This is a genomic window from Pseudovibrio sp. Ad13, from assembly GCF_001623225.1.
Lineage (GTDB): Bacteria > Pseudomonadota > Alphaproteobacteria > Rhizobiales > Stappiaceae > Pseudovibrio.
On record NZ_LMCC01000013.1, the window covers coordinates 556490 to 579526 of the forward strand.

Consider the following 23037-nt stretch of genomic DNA (forward strand, 5'->3'; position numbering starts at 1 on the left):
GAATATCATAAATGACGGCAGCTTTGATTTTTGAGCAGGTATTGAACGGGCTGCAATTCGGTCTCACTTTGTTTCTGATGGCAGCTGGCCTCACGCTGGTCTTCGGCGTTATGGGTCTGATCAACCTCGCTCATGGCTCGCTTTACATGGTCGGTGCCTTTTGTTGCGCTTGGATCACTCAGCAGACCGGCTCTTTCTGGCTTGGTCTTGGTGGTGGTGTCCTTGGAGCGGCGGCAGCTGGTGCACTCATCGAAATGCTTGTCATTCGCAGGCTTTATGACCGCGATCACCTCGATCAGGTACTGGCAACCTTTGCTCTCATTCTAATCTTTTCTGAAGGTACCCGCATGGTCTTCGGCTCCATGCCACTTTACCTCAACATCCCAGCAGCTCTGGGGGGCACCATGGCGTTGCCCGGCGTAGAAGCTTATCCGGTCTATCGCCTGTTTATCATACTGGCAGCACTGGCTGTTGCCCTGCTTCTCTACCTGCTTATTTCCAAAACGCGCCTTGGCATGCGGATCCGCGCCGGTGAAAGTGACCGCGAGATGATCGCTGCCTTAGGTGTTGATATCAAAACGCTTTACACCATCGTTTTCGCATTGGGCGCCGCGATCGCAGGTCTGTCGGGTGCTCTGGTCGGCGCATTGCGCTCCGTACAGGTCGGCATGGGAGAACCTGTGCTCATTCTGGCCTTCGTGGTCATTGTGATTGGCGGCATTGGCTCAATCAAAGGCGCTCTCATCGGCTCCATCCTGATTGGCCTCGTGGATACTCTGGGACGTATTTTCCTGCCCGTCATCCTGAAGTTCTTCATGGAAAATGCCAGTGCAAACAGCATCGGGGCAGCTCTGTCATCCATGCTTATCTATCTGATGATGGCAGGCATTCTGGCAGTCAAACCAAAGGGGCTTTTCAATGCAACGAACTGATACAGCTCCAAAATCCATCAATATGCCAAAGCTGAACCGCGAGACCGTCGTCAACATCGCAGTTATGGCAATCCTGCTGGCTCTGCCGCTCTGGGCGTCTTCTATCGGAGAAGACTACTACGTCAATCTGGCAAGCCTGATCACCATCTTCGCTATTGCTGGTGTTGGCCTCAACTTTGCCATCGGACAGGGCGGAATGGTCAGTTTCGGCCATGCAGCCTTCTTCGGTATTGGCGGCTACACCACTGGCATTGCAGCCTTTCACAGCTTTGAAGAAACCCTCTTCATGGCCATGCCTTTTGCAATCTCCGGCACCAACCAGATGCTTATCATCTGGATTGTCGCAATGGTCATTTGCGGCATCGCAGCCTTAGCAATTGGCGCAATCTCGTTGAGAACCGAAGGCGTCTACTTCATCATGATCACACTGGCATTTGCCCAGATGATCTACTACTTCGCCATTTCCTGGCCGACATACGGCGGTGAAGATGGCCTTTCAATTTACCTGCGCAACGAACTTCCAATGGTAGATGCAGAGAGCGCTTTGACGTTCTTCCTTGTCTGTTTTGTCCTGCTGCTCGGTTCCATCTTCGTCTCAGCACGCTTGTCTGGCTCCCGTTTCGGTGCAGCTCTTGGCACCGCCCGTATGAATGAGACACGGCTGGCAACCTCTGGCATTGATCCATTCCCGATCAAGCTCACAGGCTTTGTCATCTCCGCGATGATCACCGGTTTGGCTGGAGCGTTGTTTGCCGAGCTGAACGGCTTTGTAGGCCCTTCAATGCTCTCCTGGCACCGTTCCGGAGAGATTATGGTGTTCGTCATCCTTGGCGGCGTCGGGCGTCTCTACGGCCCTGTTATCGGCGCAGCCCTGTTCGTACTGCTCGAAACCTATATCGGCGAATGGACAGAGCACTGGCAACTGCTGCTTGGTCTGGCCTTGCTCGGGGTCGTTCTGTTCGCCCGAGGTGGCGTCATGGGCATGATTGCAGGGAGAGCACGCCATGACTAAACCGGTTCTTGAAGTCAAAGGCCTGCACAAATCCTTTGGGGCTCTGCAAGCGACAAAAAACGTATCTTTGGACCTGAAACCTAATGAGATTCATGCGCTTATCGGACCAAACGGGGCTGGTAAATCAACGCTCATCGGTCAGATTGCAGGCTGGATCACACCTGACAGCGGCAGCATCATTCTGGATAGTGAAGACGTAACTTCAGAGACAGTCGCCAGCCGGTCTCGCAAAGGACTGGGCCGCAGTTTCCAGGTCTCTTCGCTGGCCATGGACGTCAGCGCCCGTCGCAATGTCATGCTCTCCGTACAAGCCAGTCAGGGCTCCAGCTTCCGCTTCTGGAAGCAAACCAAGTCCGACGAAGAACTGCGTGAAACAGCCGGAAACTGGCTCAGAAAAGTCGGTCTCGGTGGCCGCGAAGATATCGCGGTCTCGGAACTCTCTCACGGTGAGCGCCGTCAGGTGGAAGTCGCCTGCGCTTTGGCGCTCGCACCCAAAGCTCTTTTGCTTGATGGACCCATGGCTGGTCTCGGCCCGACGGGATCTATTCAGCTCACTGAATTCCTTGAAGAAATTCGCCCGGAAATCCCGATCCTGCTCATTGAGCACGACATGGACGCTGTGTTCCGTCTGGCAGATCGCATCACGGTTCTGGTGGGCGGTGCAGCCATTCTGTCAGGCTCGGTCGATGATATCCGCGCCAGTGCGCTTGTCAGAGAAGCTTATCTTGGAGAGGAAGCCTGATGCTGTTAGAAGTCAAAGGCTTGGAAGCCCATTACGGCGCTGCACAAGCGCTTTTCGGTGTGAACCTCTCCGTCAATGAAGGCGAAATGGTCGCGATGCTTGGCCGCAATGGCATGGGCAAATCAACCACAATCAGCTCTATTTGTCAGATGGTTACGCCAACCAAAGGTACCATTGAGTTTCGCGATCAAAGCCTGAACCGCCTGTCCAGCCACAAAGCCGCACGCCTTGGTCTGGGACTGGTCCCGGAAGGTCGCCGCTGCTTCCCGAACCTGTCGGTTCTGGAAAACCTGACCGCAGCTGCACGCAAAGGCGAGTGGACGCTGAACCGCGTCTATGACTTGTTTCCACGCCTTCAGGAGAGGAAAAGCCAGAGTGCAAACACGCTGTCTGGCGGAGAGCAGCAAATGCTCGCCATCTCCAGAGCCTTGATGACAAACCCGAAATTGCTGATCCTTGATGAAGCAACGGAAGGTCTGGCACCTGTGGTGCGCGGGGAGATCTGGCAGGCGATCGCCAGGTTGAAGAAGGAAGGATTGTCCATTCTCATCGTCGACAAGACGCTGAAGGAGCTCCTTCCGTTGGCTGATCAGGCCGTCATTCTGGAAAAAGGCGAGTCAGTCTGGGCAGGGCGCCCGGATACACTCACCGAGGAAATGAAGGACAGATACCTTGGTCTTTGAACGCACGATCAAAGTGATTTTCCAGCACTGCGACCCCGCTGGAATTGTCTTTTATCCCCGCTATTTCGAGATGATCAATCAGGTCACCGAAGAGTGGTTCGAGCAATCGCTCGGCACGTCGTTCGTAGAAATTCATATAAATCAAGGGGATGCAGTCCCCACAGCCAAGATCGAAACAGAGTTCAAAAAGCCGAGCAAGCTTGGTGACGAACTCTTATTCACGCTTCAGGTCACAAAGCTGGGACGCTCCAGCGTCCATCTGGAGTTTACGGTGACATGCGAGGACGAGCTTCGTCTCACAAGCCGCTCGGTCATTGTCTACGTCAAAGGCGAGGACAAGAAGCCAGCGAGTTGGCCGCAAGCCATTAAGAAACAAATGGAATTTTTCCTGAAGGAAGAGGGACCTTCATGACAACACAACAAGCACTGTTCAAATTTCTCCAGCCGGAAGGTTGGAAGCCTGCTTCTGGATACGCCAATGGCATTATGGCAGAAGGCACACCCATCTTTCTGGGAGGTCAAATCGGCTGGAACGGCCAGCAGGTCTTCGAGAGCGATGATCTCATTGATCAGATCAAGCAAACGCTTGAGAACATTAGCGATATTCTAGCCACAGCTGGCGCGAAGCCAGAGCATGTGGTGCGCCTGACGTGGTATGTGGTCGACAAGAAAGACTACACCGCTCGCCTGCGCGAAGTTGGCGAGGCGTATCGCTCTGTGTTTGGCCGTCATTTTCCATCCATGACCATGATCCAGGTGGCTGATCTGGTAGAAGATCAGGCCAAAGTGGAAATTGAAGCAACGGCAGTACTGCCAAGAGCGGGATAACATGATGCGGGATTGGGACGCGGCCTATCATAACTCCGGTGCAGTATCAAACGCACAAGAGCTGTTTAATCAATGGGTTGAGCGTTCCAAAGCGTTTCGCGAGACCTCAAAAAACCAACTGGACGTAGCCTACGGAAGCGGGGAGAGAGAGAAGCTCGACCTGTTCTTCCCGCAAGGCGCTGAGGCGTCCAAAGGGCTCGTCATGATCGTTCATGGCGGGTACTGGAAGGCCTTCGATAAATCCGCCTTCAGCCACTTGGCGAAGGGGGCCGTCGAGATGGGGTACACCGTTGCCGTGCCTTCTTACGACCTCTGCCCGGATGCGAAAATAGCTAGCATTACCAATCAGATGCAGCAAGCTCTTGAAGTTGTAGCTGAACGAGTTGAAGGATCGATTCACCTGACCGGTCATTCTGCTGGTGGACACTTGGTAGCGAGGTTGGGCTGCAAAAACCGGATGATACCAGATAGTATCACTGGTCGGATCAAGCACATCCTCGGCATCAGTGGGGTCTATGATCTGCGGCCAATCCGCAGGACAGCAATGAACGACACTCTGCATATCGACGAAGCGGAGGCGCTGGCAGAAAGTCCGGTGCTGCACGAACCTCTTGATAATCTACGCTTTACAGGCTGGGTTGGAGCTGAGGAGCTGGCAGAGTTTCGGCGGCAAAATGCAGCCCACTGCGCAATGTGGGGTGGTTTTGAAACTCAGGTCACTGCCTATGAGGACCCCGGCAAAAACCATTTTACCGTGGTAGAGGCGCTGGAACAGCCAGACAGCTTACTCCTCACAACTATGTTGAATACATAATCACAACCTGCTGAAATATATAGATATTATATAAACCGCGCGACTTTGCGTTCTTATGTGTAATTTTGCGTGGTTTAAGTGATTCATGCGTTACTTTAAGTTGCTATGTAACTGCGTTGATGAATTCATTTCATCAGAAAGCACCTATCACAGCAAACGACACAGCCCAGCGCATCAGATTGAAAATCTCCTCGCACTCTCCATCCATCTTAACCTATTGGATAGGCTATTCACCAAATGGAGAGTTGTGGAACCACCATCAGCCGCTCTAAGGTTGACCCAACAACGCAGACCGGAGTTATCCGCCCAGCGCGGCTTTCAGGTAATCTAATCTGACGAGCCAGCTCTGCAAGGCATCAACTCTGGAAACGGGCACTTTCTAAAATGTCCGCATGCGCAGGACTTGGCTGACTGGGGAGGCATATGTGACAGCAGCAAAAGCGGGACCACTTTCAGGACTTCAGGTAGTGGAGATGGCAGGCCTTGGCCCAGCGCCCATGGCCGGACAATTGCTTGCAGATCTGGGAGCCGATGTCATCGTCGTTGATCGCCGCACCGGCGAGCGGATCGACAAGGACGTCAACCGCAGAGGCAAGAAGTCCATCGCACTCAACATGAAGAGCGAAGAGGCAGTCAAAGTCTTCTTCTCCCTCGTTGAAAAAGCCGACATCCTGATCGAAGGCTTCCGCCCCGGCGTAATGGAGCGCCTTGGCCTTGGGCCGGACGAATGCCTCGCCAAGAACCCGGGCCTGATCTATGGCCGTATGACAGGCTGGGGGCAGGACGGGCCACTGGCCCATGCCGCCGGGCATGACCTCAATTACCTCGCCATGACCGGCATGCTCCATGCCATTGGTGAAGAAGGCCGCCCACCAGTCCCACCACTCAACATGGCGGCAGACTACGGCGGTGGGTCCATGTTCCTGCTGCTGGGTGTCTTGTCAGCACTGTTTGAGCGCACCAGAAGCGGCAAAGGGCAGGTAATCGATGCGGCCATGGTCGATGGCGTGCCAGCCATGATGGGCCTGATCTACTCCTTGCTGGGTCGCGGGCTTTGGCAGGACAAACGCCAAACGAACCTGCTGGACGGTGGCGCTCCGTTCTATCGCTGCTATGAAACCTCAGATGGCCGCTATCTGTCCGTCGGTTCTCTGGAGCCTCAGTTCTTCGCTCTGCTGCTGAAAGGGCTGGACCTCCCGCAAGAGCTTTCCAAGATCCAGATGAACATGAAAGAGTGGCCTCAGCTGGAAGAGCAAATCGGCACTGCCATCGAGGCGAATACGCTGGACCACTGGACCGGCGTCTTTGCAGGAACCGACGCTTGCGTTGCCCCTGTGCTCTCCATTGAGGAGGCAAACGCAGCCTCTCTCAACACCGAACGCAGCAACCGCATCCGGCTCAACGGCGTCACCCAGGCAGCACCCGCACCGCGCTTTAGCCGCACAGTTCCGCAAACACCTGAACCAGCAGGAAGAACCGGAGACGATACTGCACAGGTTTTACAGCAGCTTGGTTTCTCTGAAGCTGATATCGTTGATATGCAAAAGAGCAAAACTTTGGCCTGAATCTGCGACAATTAACGATGCGAAACAAACTGTAAACGGAGGGGGCCTCAGCACTCCCTCCCACGTCATAACTGCCTCAGCCCAATCCTCTGAGCACATCCCATGACTGAGGACATCCTCTCGAATCTCCTAGGGTAACTTTAATCAGGTTACTGCGAAGGAGTGCACCAGAGTATGCTGGTAACAGATGCATTTGTATTATTGTTTCTTGTTACGCAGGGCCTCTTTCTCGTCGCCTCATACGTCTTTGCTGTATCTGGCGCAGATGACCTGTTCGTTGACACCCTCTATTACACCTTTATCGCCTGGTATCGCGGCCCATTGGTGGGCAGAACCGAAGAACGCCTGTTTGAAGAAACAGGGCACGTCCCACCCAGACCGCTGGCCATCATGTTGCCCGCGTGGGATGAAGCCGCAATCCTCTATCCCGCCGTCACAGGCATCATGCGCAGGCTGGACTATCCGTCCTATTGGATCTTCATTGGCGTCTACCCCAATGATGACGCCACACAGAAGGCTGCAAACCGTCTGGCAGCCGAACATGACAACCTGCGCGTCGTCATCACCAACAATGATGGCCCAACCTGCAAAGCCGACTGCGTCAACACCATCCTTGCCGAAATAGAGACATTCGAACAAGAGCAGAACATCTCCTTTGCCGGCATCGTCATGCAGGACGCAGAAGACATCCTCAACCCAAACGCTCTGCACATCTTCAACGCCAGTCTTGAACTTGCCGATGTGGTGCAGTTGCCTGTGCTCTCGTTACCCCGTAGACGCCGGGACCTGACAGCAGGCCACTACATGGACGAATTCGCCGAGTTCCATTCCAAGGAAGTTCTCGTCAGGGGCTTCCTGACCGGAACAGTTCCGGGTGCTGGCGTTGGTACCTGCTATTCCAAGAAAACCATCGAGACAGCCAAATCCATTTCTGGCACAGATGAGAACGGCATACCGGAAATCTTCAACATCAGCTCCTTGACGGAAGACTATGACCTCGCCATGCGGCTCACAGGGAAGGGGCTCACCCACCGCCTGCTCTGGATCCACCCGGCAAGGAAGAGCGAGCACACGGACTTTGCAGTCACGCAGGAGTTGTTTCCCTCCGGCTTCTGGCAAAGCGTACGCCAGAAAACCCGCTGGACCATCGGCATCGCGTTTCAGGGCTGGGCACAACTGGGGTGGAAAGGAGGGCTCGCTGATAAATATTTTTATTGGCGCGACAGGAAGATGGTGTTCTTCAGCCATGCCATCATCATTGGGTACATCTCGCTTTTCTTCTACTGGGGCCTTCGCCTCTATGAGAAGCTGGCACCAGATGCCTACCATTTGCCACCGCTTCTGCCAGAAGACAGCCCATTCTGGTATGTGATCTGGTTCAACGTGCTGCTGCTCGCCCACCGCCTTATCCAGCGCCATATCTGGACAGGCTACCATTATGGCCTGCGCGCATTGGCACCTGTAACCCTGCGCTACTTCGTATCCATCATCATCAATTACATCGCCATGATGCGAGCCATCAAAACATGGATCCGGCATCTGGGCACTGGCGAAGTTATCGGTTGGGACAAGACCGCCCATGATTATCCAGATGAAGAAAGTCTGGAACTGGCAATTCCTGTAGAGCAGGAAGCGCAATCATGACTCGGCCCCAAACGCCCCACAATACACGCGGGAATGCCAACCGAAACTCGGCATTCTATCTGCTGTGGGTCATCATGTTTGCGCTTGGCTTATCCATCCCAACACAATCACAAAATCCAGTGCCGCCTTCAGAGCCAGTCAGCCCTGCGCCTTACACCCTCCAGCAAAAAGACGAGTACTACATCAGCTTGCTGAAGGACCGGCAGGACAGCCAATCCCTCCTGCAAAGCACGTGGCGCGATTATCGCTCCTATCCCTTGCTGGATCTGGCATACCGTTTGCTGGCAAAAGGACGGAACGAAGCTGCCCTGAAAGAGCTGGATGAGCTGCTCAAGCAAGACCCCAATCATCTTGTGGCCCGTTGGCAAAAAATCCAGCTGCTCATCGGCCTCAATCGCCCAATCGCAGCAATTGACCAATTAGAAATCCTCCAATCTCAAGCCCCCGCCTTCAGCCGCGGCTATCTTTCGCTTGGCCACCTGCAAATGCTCACGGGCGAGTATGCGGAAGCCTTTGATGATTTCCGGCTGGCGATAGAGACTGGCAAATTACTGCCGAGCAACCGGGAAGAAGCTCTTGCAGGCGCCGCAGAAGCAGCCATCAAACTCGGCAAAACAAAAGAAGCTCTCCAGGCACTGAACATTCTGCGAGAGCTGGGCGCTGCCACCCCAAGGCAAAGGCTCATACGGGCCGACCTTCTGCGCAACTTCAATCAACTGGAAGAAGCCCGCAGCGAGTGGGACGAACTTTCCAAACTGGACAACGCCCCAAGAACCCAACGCACAGCCATCCTGAATGACGCCTTCCTGCTTCTTGAGCAAGGCAAAGACGAAGAAGCCTACCGCTTGCTGCTGCGCGGCGAAATGAATGGACTGTTTACTGGCCGCCAATCCTCCGCTTTGGAACAACGCACATTCGCCAGAGCTCTGGCCGCCAGTGCTCTGAACTCTGGTCACCTTGATGAGTTACTGACCTTCCTCAACCCCGGACGCATTGATCAACTGGGACTGTCCACGCGCGTTCAGCTGGCTTACGCTCTGGTGAAAAAAGGCTCCAGTGCTGAGGCTGAAATGGCGCTCCTGACAGCGGATGGCAGGATCCTCGACACCAAAGCCTCTGGCCCGGAAGAAGCCGCCAACTACTATCTGGCACTGGCAGACATCGCCATTCGCGCAGGAGATGATGCCAGAGCGGTCACCGCAGGCCGACTGCTGATCAAACTCACCCGCAGCCCGGAATACGGCCTGCAACTCAGTATGCTCGCTCTTAACAACGGCTGGGAAACACAAGCCATCAACGCGCTGGTGGAACTGCGCGCCATCACCCAGTTCACAGACCAGCAGAAATCTCCGGAAGCCTGGGTAGAGCTGTTGCAAACCCTTTCAGATCTGGCGCGGCGGGCAGGGGATCTGGATCTCGCCAATCAGGTTCTCAAAGAAGCTGAAACGTTGATGCCCAACTGGCGCATCACAGCAAAAAGAGGACAGGTCGCCCTGCTCTCCAACAAGCACCGCATCGCTTCTGCTGTTCTTCAGGATGCTCTTGCACGCGCTCAAAGAGCCCGTGCAGACGGTGCCTTTAACGAAAACGACAAGAAAGCCTTTGCACGTCTTCTGTTTGATCTGGCAGCTGTTTCTGCAACCAATGAAGACTGGACCAGCACGCTTGAGTATCTGATCGCGGACTGGAAGCTGCAACCGGACCCGACACTCGTTCTGCCAGCATATCTCATGCTCAAGGAAAGCACCGCAGAAGGCATCACGACACGCATGTGGCTGAACTACGTTTTCAGCTACACCAACACAGCACACCTGTCAGACGAAAACAAAAACAGGTTTGCCATGGCTTTCCTTGCACTGGCGCGCCTCCTGAAAACAGAGGGGCAACTTCAGGAAGCCGTGAAAATGTACCGCCAGTCACTGCGACTGGCCCCAACCGCTGAAACCCGTTTGGAAGCCGCTTATCTTGCACTGGAGCTCAATCACCCCAAAAGAGCTCTCATGTTGTTGCAACAACTGGACCAGACCCAAAACACAGACGCAATCATGGCGATCCGGTGCGAGGCCTACCGCGTGCTTGATCGCAATCTTGAGGCCCTGACATGCGCGCAACAGGAGCTTCAGGCCCAGCCCATGAACGCCGACAAGCATCTGACACTTGCCAGCCTCTACCTGCGGCTGGGAGACAAAGAGAAAGCCAGAGAGGAACTACAGCAAGCGTATGAACTCAGCCCAAACCTCGCCACAGCAAGCCAGCTTGGCTTCCTCTATCAGGAGCTGGGAGAGTATGAGGTTGCGGAAGACTGGTTTCTGGAATCTTTTGAAGAACATGACGATCAGAGCGCTGGTATGGCGCTGCTCTACCTCAACCTGCGCCAGATGGACTATGATGAGGCAGCACACCTCCTTGCCAAACTGGATGTCTCAAAGCTCTCTCAAGAACAAATGGCCGGCTACTACGCCGCCCGGGCCCAACTCACGCTCCATCAGGGCAATCAATCACCTGAAGCACTGGCAAGCGCTCTGGTGGACCTGCGCAAGGCACGGTCCATCGCCTCAACACCGGACATTCGCTTTTCCGTAGTTCAGGTTCTGTTCCAGTTGGGTCAACTAGAGGAAGCAGAGGCTGAATACGAAAACCTGCCGCCAGCCGACCTTAAAAACCCGGCAACACTCGCTTTGGGAGGATACCTTGCCCGTGCTCAGGGCGACAATGATCTGGCAGTCACCCGCTTTGAAACCTCACTGGAGGAAAAACCAGATCAGGCGAACCTGCAGGAAGATCTGGCCTATACCTATCTGGCAGCCTTTAAAAACAAGAAGGCCGCTGAACTGTTTCGCAAGCGGATTGATGTGCTGCACCAGCATCAGCGCGACATTTATGAACAGGACAAGCTGGAGCGCTTCCAGCGCCAGCTCCGCATTCTGGAAATCCCAATCAGCTTCCTGTTCTTCGATGGAGCCAGCCCGTCACGGCAGGATGAGGAGGAGTTTGCAGGCGCCATCCTTGGCATCCCATCCAGCAGCCCGTTCGGCTCACTGGAAGTGGCATGGCGACCTCCGGTCATCGGCTACCAGAATGGCCGCGTGTTTGAGATCATCGCCCGCGCCCAGTGGCTCAACCAACGCTACAGCTTCCGCCCGGACCCTGACACCTACCAGACCATCGTCGGCCTGCGCTTTAAGCCTTTCATGACGCAAAACCTGAAAATCGGTCTGGAGCGGTTCTTCAAAGGCGGCAGCATCACAGAAGACAACTGGTTGGGGAGGGTGCTTTGGTCCTTCACCCGCGGAAACGACTTCCTCCCGCTCTACGATTTTTACTCCGGTGAGCCTATCGACAAAGAACCCTACATCAGCCTGTATCTGGAAGGTGGTCGTTTCTTCGAAAAGGAAAAAACCATTCTATTCTATGGAGATGGCCGACTTGGTTACACTTTTAGGCTCGATCCTAACCTGATTTTGTCGCCCTTTGCGTATTCCATAGGGAGCGGAAACTGGAACTCCCAAACCAGCGCTGTGGCGATTGAGGCAGGGCTGGGAGCATCTTTGAAGTGGAGAGGGTGGTACACCGAAGCCTATGGTGACCTGCTTCAGCTGGAAGTGTTCGGGCGTGTAGGACACGAAGTATTAAACACAGATGACAGTGAGACCAGCCGAGTGCTTCTCGGGCTTCAAGCAAACTTCTAAACTCTTCGTTCTTGGGGTGTTCTGCCTCGCTCTCATCACATTCATGATGATCTTTAAAGCCTATGCGCGGCAGGATTCCGGAGCTAAGGAATGTATTCCTATACGCATGAGCTTCATCCAGCCATGGGGTGATGAATATTTTCCTAATCCTAGATTATGGCGCAGCGAACTCCTTGCACATCAAAGACTTGGCATTGAAGAGGTCATCCTGCAGTGGACCATGTGGGGCAGCGATCTTCAGGATGAAATCAAGCTACCACTCTGGCTCGAAGCTGCAATCATGGGCGCAGATGAGGCCGGAGCCAAACTCTGGTTCGGCCTGCGGTATGATCCAACATTCATGGAGAAGCTGCAAAAAGATGGCCAAGCCTATCTGGACAATCGCTTAGCGGAAACCGAAAAACTCGCCACCGCGATAAGGGCGCAGATCAGCTACACCACTCATCCCACTGAGGTTTTTGCAGGCTGGTATATACCAGATGAAATTGATGGCAATCTGCTGTTGGATAGCAAGCTCAAACAACTCGTCACCGGATACACCAAACAAACCCGCGCAATCTTGAACCGCATCCTCCCGGGGCCTGTTGCCATCTCTGGATATACCGATTTGAAGACCATTCCGCGAAAACTGGCCACACAATGGAACAAGCTCATGGCAAAATCGTCCATGGACATTTTGTTGTTGCAGGACGGGCTAGGGGCCAAGCTTATGGAACCTTATTCCAGCCGCAACCTGCAACGCGCCATCAGCGCCGCCTTCAGCACACAAGATCATACGGTTATTCCGGTGGTGGAAATCTTCGAGATCGATCCGAGAACAGCAGATTTCAGCACAATTCCAACCACGCTCGGCACCATGAAAAGCCGTCTGAAGAACGCAAGATTTTCGCCCGCACAGCCGTTGGCCTTGTTCTCATTGTCCAGCCATATTCTGAAATTCGACAACAAACACAGTCGCGAGATCAAAGAGTTCCTTACACAGAACGCTCATGTCTGCGGCGCAAGCACATTGGCGAATGCAGAAGCTGCCGAATAATCACAAGGACCGTAGCGCATAAGATGAAAGAACCAGAGATCATCGGAGGAGGCCCGGACAAAGTGCTGTGCATCATCGGCACTCGTCCCGAAGCCATCAAAATGGCGCCGGTCATCTCTGCAATCGCAAACTGCCCAGGTCTACACGCCCATGTACTGATGACAGGCCAGCACCGCGAAATCGCATCTAACGCACTTGAATCCTTCGACATTCACCAGATCAACTGGCTCGACGTATCCAGCACCAGTCACAGACTGGCCGATCAGGCCGGCGAACTGCTCAAAGGCATAAACGCATACATTGCCGTGCATCATCCCAAATACGCATTGGTCCACGGCGACACCACAACAGGCTTCGTCGGCGCACTGGCCAGTTTTTACAGCGCCATTCCAGTCGGCCACGTGGAAGCCGGACTGCGCAGTGGTGAGCTGCGGGATCCATTTCCCGAAGAAGCCAACCGACGATTGGCAGACCAACTGTGCCATAGGCTGTTCGCACCAACATCCATCGCCAAAGACAACTTGCTGCGTGAAGGCCTGAGCAACGAGAAAATCCTCACCACAGGAAACACGGTGGTCGACGCCGTTCGACATCTGGCACAGAAGATCAAACCGGCACGCGAGCTCGACGAACTGAAAGATGTTCTGGGGCCGCAAAAGCGATTGGTGCTGGTGACCACACATAGACGCGAAAATTGGGGCGATCCCATGCGCCGCATCTGCCAGGCCATTAAACGCATCACAAAAGCCCATGAGGATCTGCAAGTCATTTTGCCAGTCCACCCAAATCCGGTCGTCAAAGACATGATCGAGTCCGAGCTCAAAAATACACAGCGCATCCATCTGGTCACGCCATTGTCTTATGAAGCGCTCATCGCACTGGAACGTGACGCCGACCTGATCCTGACCGACAGCGGCGGCATACAGGAAGAAGCACCGGAGTTCGGAACACCGCTGCTGATCCTGCGCAAGACCACAGAGCGACCGGAAGCATTGACCAGCGGTCTTGCAAAACTCGTCGGCACATGCGAGCAAACCATCACGGATGAAGCCGCTCGTATCTTGAAATGCAAACACACAAAGATCGACCGCCAAAACCCGTTCGGCGATGGCCATGCATCACAACGCATCGCGACGGCCGTAGAAAGCCACATAAACTCAGCAGACTAGCTTCATTCTGGTCTTTGTCATTAAAGTTCCATAATCTACCTTATGCGTATTTTATATATACGGCCCGTGCGAAGGTATCTTTATCCTTCGCACCTCTAAAATGTCCGCTCTCCAGGTCTGCGATATTGTCATGATGCAGTTCTCAGGCATGGCACACGAACTTTAGGCAATCAAAAGTAAGCTTCAGTGAGCTGTTCGAGTTGATCCCAAAGAGCCGCTGATTTTTGATAATCCATACTGACATCTCCATCAGGCAAATCCATAAGGCCCCAGACGTTGTGCCAATAAGTTCCGCTGGGAACGTCTTGCGTAGCTGCAATAAGAGCAGCCTGTGCCCCAAGTTCTTCCGATATCAGCAGTCTTTTGGCCAACCAGCTTCTAAGCCCGCCTTGCTCAGCAAACCCACCAAAACCACTCAAAATAACCCCGGGATGAACAGCATAGCTCTTGAGAGCCGGATAGCGTTTCGTGAGCTCCCGCATCTGCCATAAATTACCCAGTTTGCTACCACCATAAACCCTGTTGCTTGAGTAGTTTAGCGGGTTCACATCACAGGTTTGAGCCATGATATAGGCGTCTCCCGATGTCATCACAATACGTGCATCCTCCGCAAACTTGCCTTGCTCCATCAGGAGTCGATACAGCAAATGATGACCTAAGACATTGACTGCAAAGGTCATTTCAATATCGTCCGAGGCCATTTTGTGATCATGCAATATAACACCCGAGTTGCAGATCAATATATCAATTTTCTGGTTCCCCACCTTACCAACTGCATCCGCCACAGACTGCAAGCATGATAGATCACACTTAACTTGCTGGAGGTCTGAGCCCCTTCTCTTACCCTGAGAGATGCCGCGGGACAGAGACACAACCTTGGCGCCCCGCGCAATCAATCCGCGGGAAACATACTCGCCCACACCCGCTGATCCACCTGTTATCAAGGCAGTTTTCCCGTCAAGTCTTGGTCCGGGAGGACACATACGCGTTCTCGCCCCCTGACGAAACATACACCGTAAAAGGCGGAAAACACTGGTTTTGGAGGGTCTATATGGGGTGAGGTCTATGGACACTTTTTTATCCTTGTTTACAGTCGGTCAAGATTGATTGACCATAATATTTGACTAGAATATTAATCCAGTCAAGTATTATCTGTAACACCTCGGATACGTGATGACTCAGTTTGATTTCGCCCCAGAATCCCAAAAGGCAACCATTCAGACAGCACATCTGCTGTTGCAGCAAGCCGCTCGCCTTCGACAGAAGCTACAAACGGCAGTGACTGAGGCGTGTGATCTGACCTTGTCAGAAAAAGAGCTTCTTGGACGCGTCCAGCAATCAGGAGGCGAAGTGCGGATGAGTGATATTTCCAGTGCTCTGATGTTCACCGAAGGTGGCGCAACAAAGATCATCGGCCGGCTGGAGAAGCAAGGCCTCGTCACGCGGCATCGCTCGCAAGAGGATAAACGGGTTATCCTGATCAACATCACAGAGGAAGGTGAAAGCAAACTCGCAACCGCTCTCAGTGCCATGGCGAACGTCGCCTATCCGCTTTTGAGCAAAGTGTATTCTGAAGAAGAATGTGCCCAGATGAGCCGCCTACTGGAGAAGCTTGGTGCGCATCCCGACCTGTTATGAGCGAGGTGCTAACGGCCTTATCAGGTCCGCTTAGACAAGCAAATGCCGCAGATACGAAAAAGATTCTGCGGCATTCATTCGTCTTCTCAGGCCTTAAAAGTCCATCACAATACGGCCGTCAATCTTGCCGTTACGCATACGATCGAAGATGTCATTGACGTTGTCGAGCGGCTCTGTAGTGTAATGCGCCGCCACCTGGCCTTCACCAGCAAACTCTAATGACTCCCGCAGATCATTTCGCGTGCCCACAATGGAACCACGTAATGTTTTGCGATTGAGCACCATATCAAAGATGTTGAGTGGAAAGTCCTCAGGAGGTAAACCAACAAGGCTCATAGTGCCGCCGCGAGCCAACATGCCAACACCTTGCTGGAAGCTCTTGCCAGCCACTGCTGTGACCAACACGCCCTCAGCACCACCGCCAGCTTGCACTTCAGCCACCGGATCGCACTTGAAGGCATTCAGCGTCATATCCGCGCCAAGTGATCTTGCAAGCTCCAGTTTGTCCTCTGCAATATCAACCGCAATCACATGCAAGCCCATGGCCTTGGCGTACTGAACAGCCAGATGCCCCAAACCGCCAATACCGGAAATCACAACCGTTTGTCCCGGTTTTGTCTCCGTTTCCTTCAGCCCCTTGTAAACGGTTACACCTGCGCACAGGATTGGTGCTGCTGGTGCAAATTCAAGTTCCTTCGGCAAATGAGCGACGAAATTCGGGTCTGCCAAAGCATATTCTGCAAAGCTGCCATTGACGCTGTAACCCGTGTTTTGCTGGCTTTCACATAAAGTTTCCCAGCCATCAACACAGTGACGACAGCAGCGGCAAGCAGTGTGAAGCCAAGGAATTCCAACGCGATCCCCCTCTTTCACCGAAGTGACATTCCGGCCTTTCTCAACCACAATTCCCACGCCTTCATGGCCCGGAATAAAGGCTGGTGTCGGCTTGACTGGCCAGTCACCTTCAACAGCGTGAAGGTCAGTGTGGCACACGCCAGTGGCCTCAATTTTCACCAGAACACTGTCATCATTTACTGTAGGCTTTTCAACTTCACACACGTCCAACGGTGCACCAAACTCGCGCACAACGGCCGCTCTCATCATAGACATGACGGGCTCCTTGACCTGTTCGGGCCGCAGCGGCCCAGATGCATACAGGGAAAGCTAAATTTTGCAAATGCAGGTATGCAGCACCAGCATTCAACCCGAGCCTAACAAACCTCCTGCCAAGTATAAAAGAGATGATATTTCAAGGATGCAAGCGCGGTTAACAACGTTTCTCGCCAGTCACTCAAAGTTAAAAAGGCTTGTTCTTTAATACAAAACCCGCGGACGACAATCAGGTGTATTCAAGGACATACATTTCCGTAAAGTGAAACAAATTCATCAACTTAGGCTAACTACGTAGCTTTTAGGCGAGTTCACCTGAGATCATTTCATCGTCATGAGTCGAGCGGAGACCAGACACTCTCCCCCTACTCCATGCAACACCACAAAACACTTGCCTCCACCCAACAATACCAAGTATAAATCAAATGTATGCATAAGGTAGATTATGGAATTACTTGCTATTATTCGATCTAAATATAGCAACTATAAGTATTGTATCATTCAAATACTTAATCATCTAACAGCCAGTTCATACTATGGATGATCATCACCATCACTCAGGCCAAGCAAACGCCTTGCACGCAAAATCACAGGCGCATCGACCATCTTGCCATCAACAACAAACGCGCCTTGTCCTGCTGTATCCTTTTGCTTTTCAAGCACATTCAAGGCCCACTGAACTTCCTCATCACTGGGTTCAAAGCACGAATTGACAACGCTGACTTGAGAAGGATGAATGGCGAACTTGCCGTTATACCCCATATCTCGCGCATTGCGGGCTTCATCTTCAAGCCCTTCAGGGTCATTGAAGTCTAAATACACGCCATCAATCGCCCAAAGATGGTTCTGAACGGCTGCATTCAGAAGCTGTCCACGTGGCCATACAAGACTGTTCCAGCCCATAGTGCCGCCTGTCTCTGCCGTATAGTCCGCATACCCAAAAGCCAGGGCATGAAGCGGTGCATGAGTTGAGGCAATCGCTTCTGCGTTAGACAGTCCGGCTGGCGTTTCCAACAATGCGCAAATCCGTACCATCTCTTTGCCAGGATGTGCGTGAAGGAGATGATCCAGTTGCTCCAGGTCTCGCGGGCTTTCACATTTGGGTAGAAAAATCCAGTCTGGCAAATGCGCCAGTTCCAGCAGGCACAGCACATCCTCCAACCCGCTTGGCGTGCTCAAAGATGAGATGCGAATGCCAATTTCACAGGCCTCATGCTCGCGGATCTCATCTTGAAGGCCGCGCAGCAGATCTCTAGCTGCTGGCTTTTGCTTTTCAGAAACACCGTCTTCAAGGTCAAGCACCACACACCCTGCTCCCGATGCTGTCGCCTTCGGGAAAAGATGGGCTTTATCTGCAGGTAAGAATAACAGGCTCTTCACACCGGAACTCCAACTTAATCCATTGATGCCGTAGAGGCAGAATGTAGATCAGTAACAATTAATTTCCTGAAAATGGATAGGATCAAGCTGACCTCTTTGACGATGGACCCCGGACATAACCGCATGCCTGCAGACCACTTTGATCAGCTGTATCAACAAAAACTGATAAGCGCAGATGAGGCGATAAAAACGCTTGCAAGAGACACAAAGCTGATCACCTTCGGGTGTTATTGCGGAACCCCTCCTCGCCTAACCCAAGCCTTTTGCGAGGCTGCTGCTGCCGGATACTTCAGCAGCACACCAGATGTTTACCTGCTCCGCTCACGCAAAGAGATTGTCGATCAGTTTTCAAATGTCGATGTCCTCAAACAGATCAAGCTGCTCTGCCCTTTTTTAGGAGGAAGTTTTCGTCAACTTGCTGATCACGCCAAGGAGTTAAGGCAGACCCATCCGGATCTGATCATTCCGCATTATCTCCCAGAGCATTTTAGCCTGTATGCCCAAGGTGTTTTCTCCCGTCATGGCAAGCCCAATGTGCACTTGTTTCAGGTCTCTCCCATGGACGAGCACGGCTATTTCAGCTTTGGTGTAGATGGTAGCATGTCCATCCCCCTCGCGTTTGAGGCTGGGCAGATTATCGTTGAAGTCAATCAAAACATGCCGCGCACCTTTGGGTCTGGGCTCATACATATCTCTCAGGTCTCAGCCCTTATTGAGCACAACAGCGACCTTATGGTCCTGTCAAAGAAACCGACAAGTCCTGAGGACCATAAGATTGGTGAGTTTGTTGCTGAACTTGTGCCAGATCACGCTTGCATTCAGCTCGGCATTGGCGGCGTCCCGAATGAAGTTGGCAAACGCCTGAAGACAAAATCTGATCTTGGCATTCACACAGAAATGCTGGGTGATACGCTGTTCGAGTTGATACAAGCCGGTAACGTATCCAACCGGTATAAACAGCTCAATGTCGGGCACACCGTTTTTAACATCGCTCTGTTCTCCAATCCCGACTATTACGCCTATCTCGACAACAACCCCACCATGGCCTGTCATCCAGCGCACTACGTCAACAATCCGCACATCATCGCCCAAAATGACCGGGTGGTCTCCGTAAACTCCTTCGTGGAGATTGACCTGTTCGGCCAAGTCGCCTCAGAATCCATCAACTGGCGTCAGATTTCAGGCAGCGGTGGGCAGCTATGTGGCCACGGAGTATGGCTGCACCAACCTGTTTGGCATGTCCACCTCAGAGCGCGCCCACGCCCTCATTGAGCTCGCCGCCCCGCAATTTCGCGATGAGCTGCGCGAAGAAGCCAAAAACCTGACCATCTACTAGGCTGAAAGGAGCCCATCATGTATTCAGCCTACGCTCAAATCTCAGAAAATCGCTTTCTGGAGATTTACGGCCTCAACTTCGAAGAGTTCTCCGTGGGCCAGATCTTTCACCATCGTCCCGGCATGACGGTTTCTCAGCAGGAAAATGCAGAGGAAGCGTTGGACACCTTCAATGCCGCAATGCTGCATTATGATGCCCATTACGCAGCGCAGACAGAGTTCAGGAAACCTCTCGTCGTCTCCACGCTGACACTGCAAAAGATCTTCGGCATGAGCTGGAAGACCTTTGCCAGAAAAGACCGCATCACAGCGTTTAAGAACATCTCCATGACTGCGCCCATCTTCGGCGGCGACACGCTCTACTGCTGTAGCCAAATCATCGCAGTAGCAGAGGCTGAAGACAAAACCGGCCACGTCACTGTAAAAACCTCCTGCACCAATCAGGAAGGCGTTGAGGTCGCCAACCTCACATACACCGTCAGCATCTTCAAAAAAGGCAAGCATCCGGTTTGGGGCAACCTTCCCAACTCCAGCAGTAATCCTTGGTTTTTGGCCTATTATCAACGTGAGGATGGGTCCCTACAGGAAACAACAGGCATCTACTTTGAGGGGTTCGCAACAGGTCAGGTCTTCGAGCACAGCCCGGACATCACACTCCACTCCTCCTCCATGCTCCGCCACGCCGTCCAGACCATGCAATGGCACCCACTTTACCGTGATCATGAGTTCGCGCGGGAGGTCTACGGCAGAGACCGTCTACCAGCATCAGAACTGCACGTCCTCTCGCTGGTCACCGCCGCCACCACAACCACCTTTGGCCGTGTGGTTGCCAATCTGGGGTGGACCGATACAAAATTGTCTCGTCATTTCTATGCGGATGATCGCTTCAAAGTGGAAAGCGAAGTCCTGTCAAAGCGAGAAAGCCGTTCCAGACCAGATCAAGGCATTTTGACCGTAAAAACCGTCGCCCACGATCAAACCGGCACCGAGGCCCTCTCCTACACCCGCACCCTGCTCGTCTACCGTCAGGGCGGAGGTCCATACGCAGCCGCTGGCTATTGATCCCACACCACATTCTCCTATGATGCTCTCTTGTGTAAAAGATGGATGACACGTGAAACCAGCTATCATGAGCAAAGCCGCATGGCAGTTGGAAGCCGCTGAAAACAATGCGTATCTTTATCAGCATATGTTTGAAGCCCATGGCATTCCCTATGAGCGCTCCAAGGAGCTGTTTCACACCACTGTGCCGCCCCTTCCGTTTTACTCCAGCATCGTGACCTGCCTCCCGGCAATAAATCCTGAACTCGTCAATGACCTCACGCGTACTGCAACCGTTGATGTTTATGTCAAAGACAGTTTTGCTGACCTTCCACTGGAACAATTTGGTTTCAAAAAACTGTTCGATGCCAGCTGGTTTTATCTGACTGAAATCGTCAAAGCAGACACGGCAGGCTGGGAGCAGATAAAGACCGCCCGGCAGCTGGAGCACTGGGAGGCAGCATGGAAGACAAGCGGCAATCAGACAGACCGCAGCATGTTTCCACCTGCACTTCTCACGAACCCGAACATTGCCTTTTGGGGCTATGCTGAAGCGGGAAAGTACACCAAGGGCTTCATCGGCAATTGGTCTGGCAGCTCAATCGGCCTCTCCAACATCTTTGCAGGCACACTGTCCCTACAAGACCTCCAGCAAATGGCGTGCCTGTTGCAGGCATGGCAACCATCAGCACCTATAGTCGGCTATGCACGAGGTGAAACTCTGCATAGCGCCAAACAAACGGGCTTTGAAACTTCCGGAAACCTGACGGTCTGGGTCAAACAATTCTCACCAAGCTGAGCTCTCATGCGAGCAACAGCATGCAATCGCTCAAACTTTCATCAAGCACCATTGCCTCCTGCAACAAAATGTGAGGCGTAAATAATTGTTTCCATTGTTGTATTTCGTCATCACACCCGCAGAATTTTGGTCACAATTCGCCCCTACCTCTCCTGTGCAACACATCGTTTCAGGAGAAAAGCCATGGCCATCGAGGTTTGGCTGACTTACGTCCTTGCCTGCACCATCTTACTCATCATCCCCGGACCAACAGTCCTTATGGTCTCCAGTTATGGTATCAGCCAGGGCCTGAGGGCGGTTGTCGCCTCAGCCCTTGGCGTTAGTTTGGGGAGTATCTTACTGATCTCGGTCGCATTGGCCGGGCTCGGCGCCGTCATCTCAACCTCCGCGCTGCTCTATGACATCCTGCAATATGCGGGCGCGACCTACCTCATTTATCTGGGCGTCAGCATGTGGCGCAGGAAATCTGTCCTCAAAGACCAAATGGAGATTGTGGCAACGACCCGCCTGCAAATATTCAGAGATACGTTTCTGGTCTCAGCCTTCAACCCAAAAGACATGCTGTTCTTCGTCGCGTTTCTCCCGCAATTTGTAGATGACACGATTCCAGTCATTCCGCAGTTCATACTGCTGGGAGCAACCTTCGTGCTCCTTGGTGGCATCAACACGATGTTCTGGACCTCCATGGCAGGCAGTTGCAGTGCCATGCTCACCGGAGGCAAATGCGCAAAACGTCTCAACAGGATCGGGGGAACCGGTCTGCTGAGTGCCGGGCTCTTCATCGCACTGTCAGGAAAGTTTCCATAAAACTCACAGACAGTGGCAAGAACTCAAAGTCTCTCCAGTATTTCTCAAAGGCCTGCCTCTACCCAAACAGCATCTACATGGGTAAGCTTCTCATCTGCTGCACACTTTGAGAGATCAGCTCAAAGCATTTCAACTCATCACCTGTTCATGATCGATCAGGCCTTTCCGGAGAACATCATGGCGTTTGAAGCATGGATCGCGTTTGCCGCGGCAAGTATCCTACTACTGATCATTCCCGGCCCAACCGTCCTGATGGTCATCAGCTACAGCCTCAGTCAGGGCAAGCGCGCCGCAGTTGCCTCCGTCACCGGAGTGATGCTAGGGGACCTGTTTGCAATTACAGCAGCTCTTGCTGGCCTTGGAGCCCTGCTGGCAACCTCCGCCATGCTTTTCCAGATCATGAAATACATCGGCGCAGCCTATCTGATTTACATTGGCATTAAGATGTGGCGCAGCAATTCCGGCCCATCCACACAAGTTGAGATGCCACATGTTCCGGCACTGCAGATCTTCAGAGACACCCTGCTGGTCACCACCTTCAACCCAAAGGGCATGCTGTTCTTCGTGGCATTCCTGCCTCAGTTTGTTGACCACACCCAGCCCGTGCTGACCCAGTTTTTCATTCTGGGCCTCACTTTTGTTACGCTTGGTGGCATAAACACAGTGTTCTGGGTATCCATGGCGGGCGGATTGCGCAAAGTCGTCAACGGACCAAGCACACTCAAGCGCCTCAATAAGGTCGGCGGCACTGGCCTTCTGGGCGCAGGTATTTTCACCGCTTTGTCTGGCCGCGTGAGCTAGCAAAAAAGCCCG

The 23037-nt window shown here is 53.0% G+C and carries 21 protein-coding genes; 18 read left to right on the plus strand and 3 right to left on the minus strand.

Annotated features, from left to right (window positions below; all coding sequences use genetic code 11):
* Window positions 1–11 precede the first annotated feature (11 nt).
* From PsAD13_RS16280 to wecB, 12 genes are all read left to right on the plus strand, one after another.
* Window positions 12–932, plus strand: coding sequence for a branched-chain amino acid ABC transporter permease (locus PsAD13_RS16280; protein WP_057463887.1), 921 nt, complete (start codon window positions 12–14; stop codon window positions 930–932).
* Entirely contained in the window at window positions 919–1944 is a 1026-nt protein-coding gene (locus tag PsAD13_RS16285; protein ID WP_063318835.1) for a branched-chain amino acid ABC transporter permease, read from the plus strand. The genes PsAD13_RS16280 and PsAD13_RS16285 overlap by 14 nt, the downstream gene beginning before the upstream one ends.
* Window positions 1937–2686, plus strand: a complete 750-nt coding sequence (locus PsAD13_RS16290) for an ATP-binding cassette domain-containing protein (protein ID WP_063318836.1) — start codon at window positions 1937–1939, stop codon at window positions 2684–2686. Before PsAD13_RS16285 ends, PsAD13_RS16290 begins: the two co-directional genes overlap by 8 nt.
* The gene (locus tag PsAD13_RS16295; protein ID WP_063318837.1) at window positions 2686–3369 is read left to right on the plus strand and encodes an ABC transporter ATP-binding protein; all 684 of its coding nucleotides are present in this window, start codon (window positions 2686–2688) and stop codon (window positions 3367–3369) included. The genes PsAD13_RS16290 and PsAD13_RS16295 overlap by 1 nt, the downstream gene beginning before the upstream one ends.
* Window positions 3359–3781: a thioesterase family protein gene (locus tag PsAD13_RS16300; protein ID WP_082827146.1), complete on the plus strand. Its 423-nt coding sequence runs from the start codon at window positions 3359–3361 to the stop codon at window positions 3779–3781. The genes PsAD13_RS16295 and PsAD13_RS16300 overlap by 11 nt, the downstream gene beginning before the upstream one ends.
* On the plus strand, window positions 3778–4197 hold the full coding sequence (locus PsAD13_RS16305) for a RidA family protein (protein WP_063318838.1): 420 nt from the start codon (window positions 3778–3780) through the stop codon (window positions 4195–4197). The genes PsAD13_RS16300 and PsAD13_RS16305 overlap by 4 nt, the downstream gene beginning before the upstream one ends.
* A 1-nt stretch (window position 4198) precedes the next feature.
* Window positions 4199–5011 (plus strand): alpha/beta hydrolase, encoded by an 813-nt coding sequence (locus PsAD13_RS16310; protein ID WP_063318839.1) that lies wholly within the window; start codon window positions 4199–4201, stop codon window positions 5009–5011.
* A 425-nt stretch (window positions 5012–5436) separates the two neighbouring features.
* Window positions 5437–6576 carry a CaiB/BaiF CoA-transferase family protein gene (locus tag PsAD13_RS16315; protein WP_063318932.1) on the plus strand — a complete coding sequence of 380 codons (1140 nt, stop codon included), beginning with the start codon at window positions 5437–5439 and terminating at the stop codon, window positions 6574–6576.
* Window positions 6577–6750: 174 nt separating this feature from the next.
* On the plus strand, window positions 6751–8220 hold the full coding sequence (locus PsAD13_RS16320) for a glycosyltransferase (protein WP_063318840.1): 1470 nt from the start codon (window positions 6751–6753) through the stop codon (window positions 8218–8220).
* A complete protein-coding gene (locus PsAD13_RS16325; protein ID WP_084404735.1) occupies window positions 8217–11909 on the plus strand; it encodes a tetratricopeptide repeat protein in 3693 nt (1230 codons plus the stop codon). The genes PsAD13_RS16320 and PsAD13_RS16325 overlap by 4 nt, the downstream gene beginning before the upstream one ends.
* Window positions 11860–12945, plus strand: coding sequence for a DUF4434 domain-containing protein (locus tag PsAD13_RS16330; RefSeq protein ID WP_208986680.1), 1086 nt, complete (start codon window positions 11860–11862; stop codon window positions 12943–12945). The genes PsAD13_RS16325 and PsAD13_RS16330 overlap by 50 nt, the downstream gene beginning before the upstream one ends.
* Before the next feature lie 23 nt (window positions 12946–12968).
* Window positions 12969–14114 (plus strand): UDP-N-acetylglucosamine 2-epimerase (non-hydrolyzing), encoded by a 1146-nt coding sequence (wecB, locus tag PsAD13_RS16335; protein WP_063292295.1) that lies wholly within the window; start codon window positions 12969–12971, stop codon window positions 14112–14114.
* Between the two features lie 170 nt (window positions 14115–14284).
* Here wecB and PsAD13_RS16340 read toward each other — a convergent pair whose 3' ends face one another.
* Complete coding sequence (locus PsAD13_RS16340) at window positions 14285–15124, minus strand: SDR family NAD(P)-dependent oxidoreductase (protein WP_084404737.1); 840 nt, start codon at window positions 15122–15124, stop codon at window positions 14285–14287.
* A gap of 163 nt (window positions 15125–15287) precedes the next feature.
* Here PsAD13_RS16340 and PsAD13_RS16345 point away from each other — a divergent pair, with 163 nt between their 5' ends.
* Entirely contained in the window at window positions 15288–15752 is a 465-nt protein-coding gene (locus PsAD13_RS16345; protein ID WP_057461164.1) for a MarR family transcriptional regulator, read from the plus strand.
* 93 nt (window positions 15753–15845) lie between these two features.
* Here PsAD13_RS16345 and PsAD13_RS16350 read toward each other — a convergent pair whose 3' ends face one another.
* The gene (locus PsAD13_RS16350; RefSeq protein ID WP_057461165.1) at window positions 15846–16862 is read right to left on the minus strand and encodes a zinc-dependent alcohol dehydrogenase; all 1017 of its coding nucleotides are present in this window, start codon (window positions 16860–16862) and stop codon (window positions 15846–15848) included.
* A 534-nt stretch (window positions 16863–17396) separates the two neighbouring features.
* Window positions 17397–18242 (minus strand): CoA ester lyase, encoded by an 846-nt coding sequence (locus PsAD13_RS16355; RefSeq protein WP_208986682.1) that lies wholly within the window; start codon window positions 18240–18242, stop codon window positions 17397–17399.
* A gap of 72 nt (window positions 18243–18314) precedes the next feature.
* On the opposite strand from PsAD13_RS16355, the gene PsAD13_RS16360 reads away from it, so the two are divergent.
* The 5 genes from PsAD13_RS16360 (at window position 18315) to PsAD13_RS16380 (ending at window position 23025) form a co-directional block, all read left to right on the plus strand.
* Window positions 18315–19514, plus strand: a complete 1200-nt coding sequence (locus PsAD13_RS16360) for an acetyl-CoA hydrolase/transferase C-terminal domain-containing protein (RefSeq protein ID WP_208986684.1) — start codon at window positions 18315–18317, stop codon at window positions 19512–19514.
* Window positions 19515–19595: 81 nt separating this feature from the next.
* Window positions 19596–20639: a MaoC family dehydratase gene (locus PsAD13_RS16365; RefSeq protein WP_063318843.1), complete on the plus strand. Its 1044-nt coding sequence runs from the start codon at window positions 19596–19598 to the stop codon at window positions 20637–20639.
* A 52-nt stretch (window positions 20640–20691) separates the two neighbouring features.
* On the plus strand, window positions 20692–21417 hold the full coding sequence (locus tag PsAD13_RS16370; protein ID WP_208986685.1) for a hypothetical protein: 726 nt from the start codon (window positions 20692–20694) through the stop codon (window positions 21415–21417).
* A gap of 183 nt (window positions 21418–21600) precedes the next feature.
* Window positions 21601–22224: a LysE family translocator gene (locus tag PsAD13_RS16375; protein WP_063318845.1), complete on the plus strand. Its 624-nt coding sequence runs from the start codon at window positions 21601–21603 to the stop codon at window positions 22222–22224.
* 177 nt (window positions 22225–22401) lie between these two features.
* Window positions 22402–23025, plus strand: a complete 624-nt coding sequence (locus PsAD13_RS16380) for a LysE family translocator (protein WP_063318935.1) — start codon at window positions 22402–22404, stop codon at window positions 23023–23025.
* Window positions 23026–23037 lie beyond the last annotated feature (12 nt).

What these genes read in the sequence shown, in the direction of transcription:
- PsAD13_RS16360 (WP_208986684.1), top strand. Translation starts at nt 18,315, where the DNA reads ATGGATAGGATCAAGCTGACCTCTTTGACGATGGACCCCGGACATAAC.
- PsAD13_RS16350 (WP_057461165.1), bottom strand. Translation starts at nt 16,862, where the DNA reads ATGTCTATGATGAGAGCGGCCGTTGTGCGCGAGTTTGGTGCACCGTTG.
- PsAD13_RS16365 (WP_063318843.1), top strand. Translation starts at nt 19,596, where the DNA reads ATGTATTCAGCCTACGCTCAAATCTCAGAAAATCGCTTTCTGGAGATT.
- PsAD13_RS16345 (WP_057461164.1), top strand. Translation starts at nt 15,288, where the DNA reads ATGACTCAGTTTGATTTCGCCCCAGAATCCCAAAAGGCAACCATTCAG.
- PsAD13_RS16305 (WP_063318838.1), top strand. Translation starts at nt 3,778, where the DNA reads ATGACAACACAACAAGCACTGTTCAAATTTCTCCAGCCGGAAGGTTGG.
- PsAD13_RS16325 (WP_084404735.1), top strand. Translation starts at nt 8,217, where the DNA reads ATGACTCGGCCCCAAACGCCCCACAATACACGCGGGAATGCCAACCGA.
- PsAD13_RS16340 (WP_084404737.1), bottom strand. Translation starts at nt 15,124, where the DNA reads ATGTTTCGTCAGGGGGCGAGAACGCGTATGTGTCCTCCCGGACCAAGA.
- PsAD13_RS16330 (WP_208986680.1), top strand. Translation starts at nt 11,860, where the DNA reads ATGACAGTGAGACCAGCCGAGTGCTTCTCGGGCTTCAAGCAAACTTCT.
- PsAD13_RS16280 (WP_057463887.1), top strand. Translation starts at nt 12, where the DNA reads ATGACGGCAGCTTTGATTTTTGAGCAGGTATTGAACGGGCTGCAATTC.
- PsAD13_RS16375 (WP_063318845.1), top strand. Translation starts at nt 21,601, where the DNA reads ATGGCCATCGAGGTTTGGCTGACTTACGTCCTTGCCTGCACCATCTTA.
- PsAD13_RS16295 (WP_063318837.1), top strand. Translation starts at nt 2,686, where the DNA reads ATGCTGTTAGAAGTCAAAGGCTTGGAAGCCCATTACGGCGCTGCACAA.
- PsAD13_RS16320 (WP_063318840.1), top strand. Translation starts at nt 6,751, where the DNA reads ATGCTGGTAACAGATGCATTTGTATTATTGTTTCTTGTTACGCAGGGC.
- wecB (WP_063292295.1), top strand. Translation starts at nt 12,969, where the DNA reads ATGAAAGAACCAGAGATCATCGGAGGAGGCCCGGACAAAGTGCTGTGC.
- PsAD13_RS16310 (WP_063318839.1), top strand. Translation starts at nt 4,199, where the DNA reads ATGATGCGGGATTGGGACGCGGCCTATCATAACTCCGGTGCAGTATCA.
- PsAD13_RS16380 (WP_063318935.1), top strand. Translation starts at nt 22,402, where the DNA reads ATGGCGTTTGAAGCATGGATCGCGTTTGCCGCGGCAAGTATCCTACTA.
- PsAD13_RS16290 (WP_063318836.1), top strand. Translation starts at nt 1,937, where the DNA reads ATGACTAAACCGGTTCTTGAAGTCAAAGGCCTGCACAAATCCTTTGGG.
- PsAD13_RS16285 (WP_063318835.1), top strand. Translation starts at nt 919, where the DNA reads ATGCAACGAACTGATACAGCTCCAAAATCCATCAATATGCCAAAGCTG.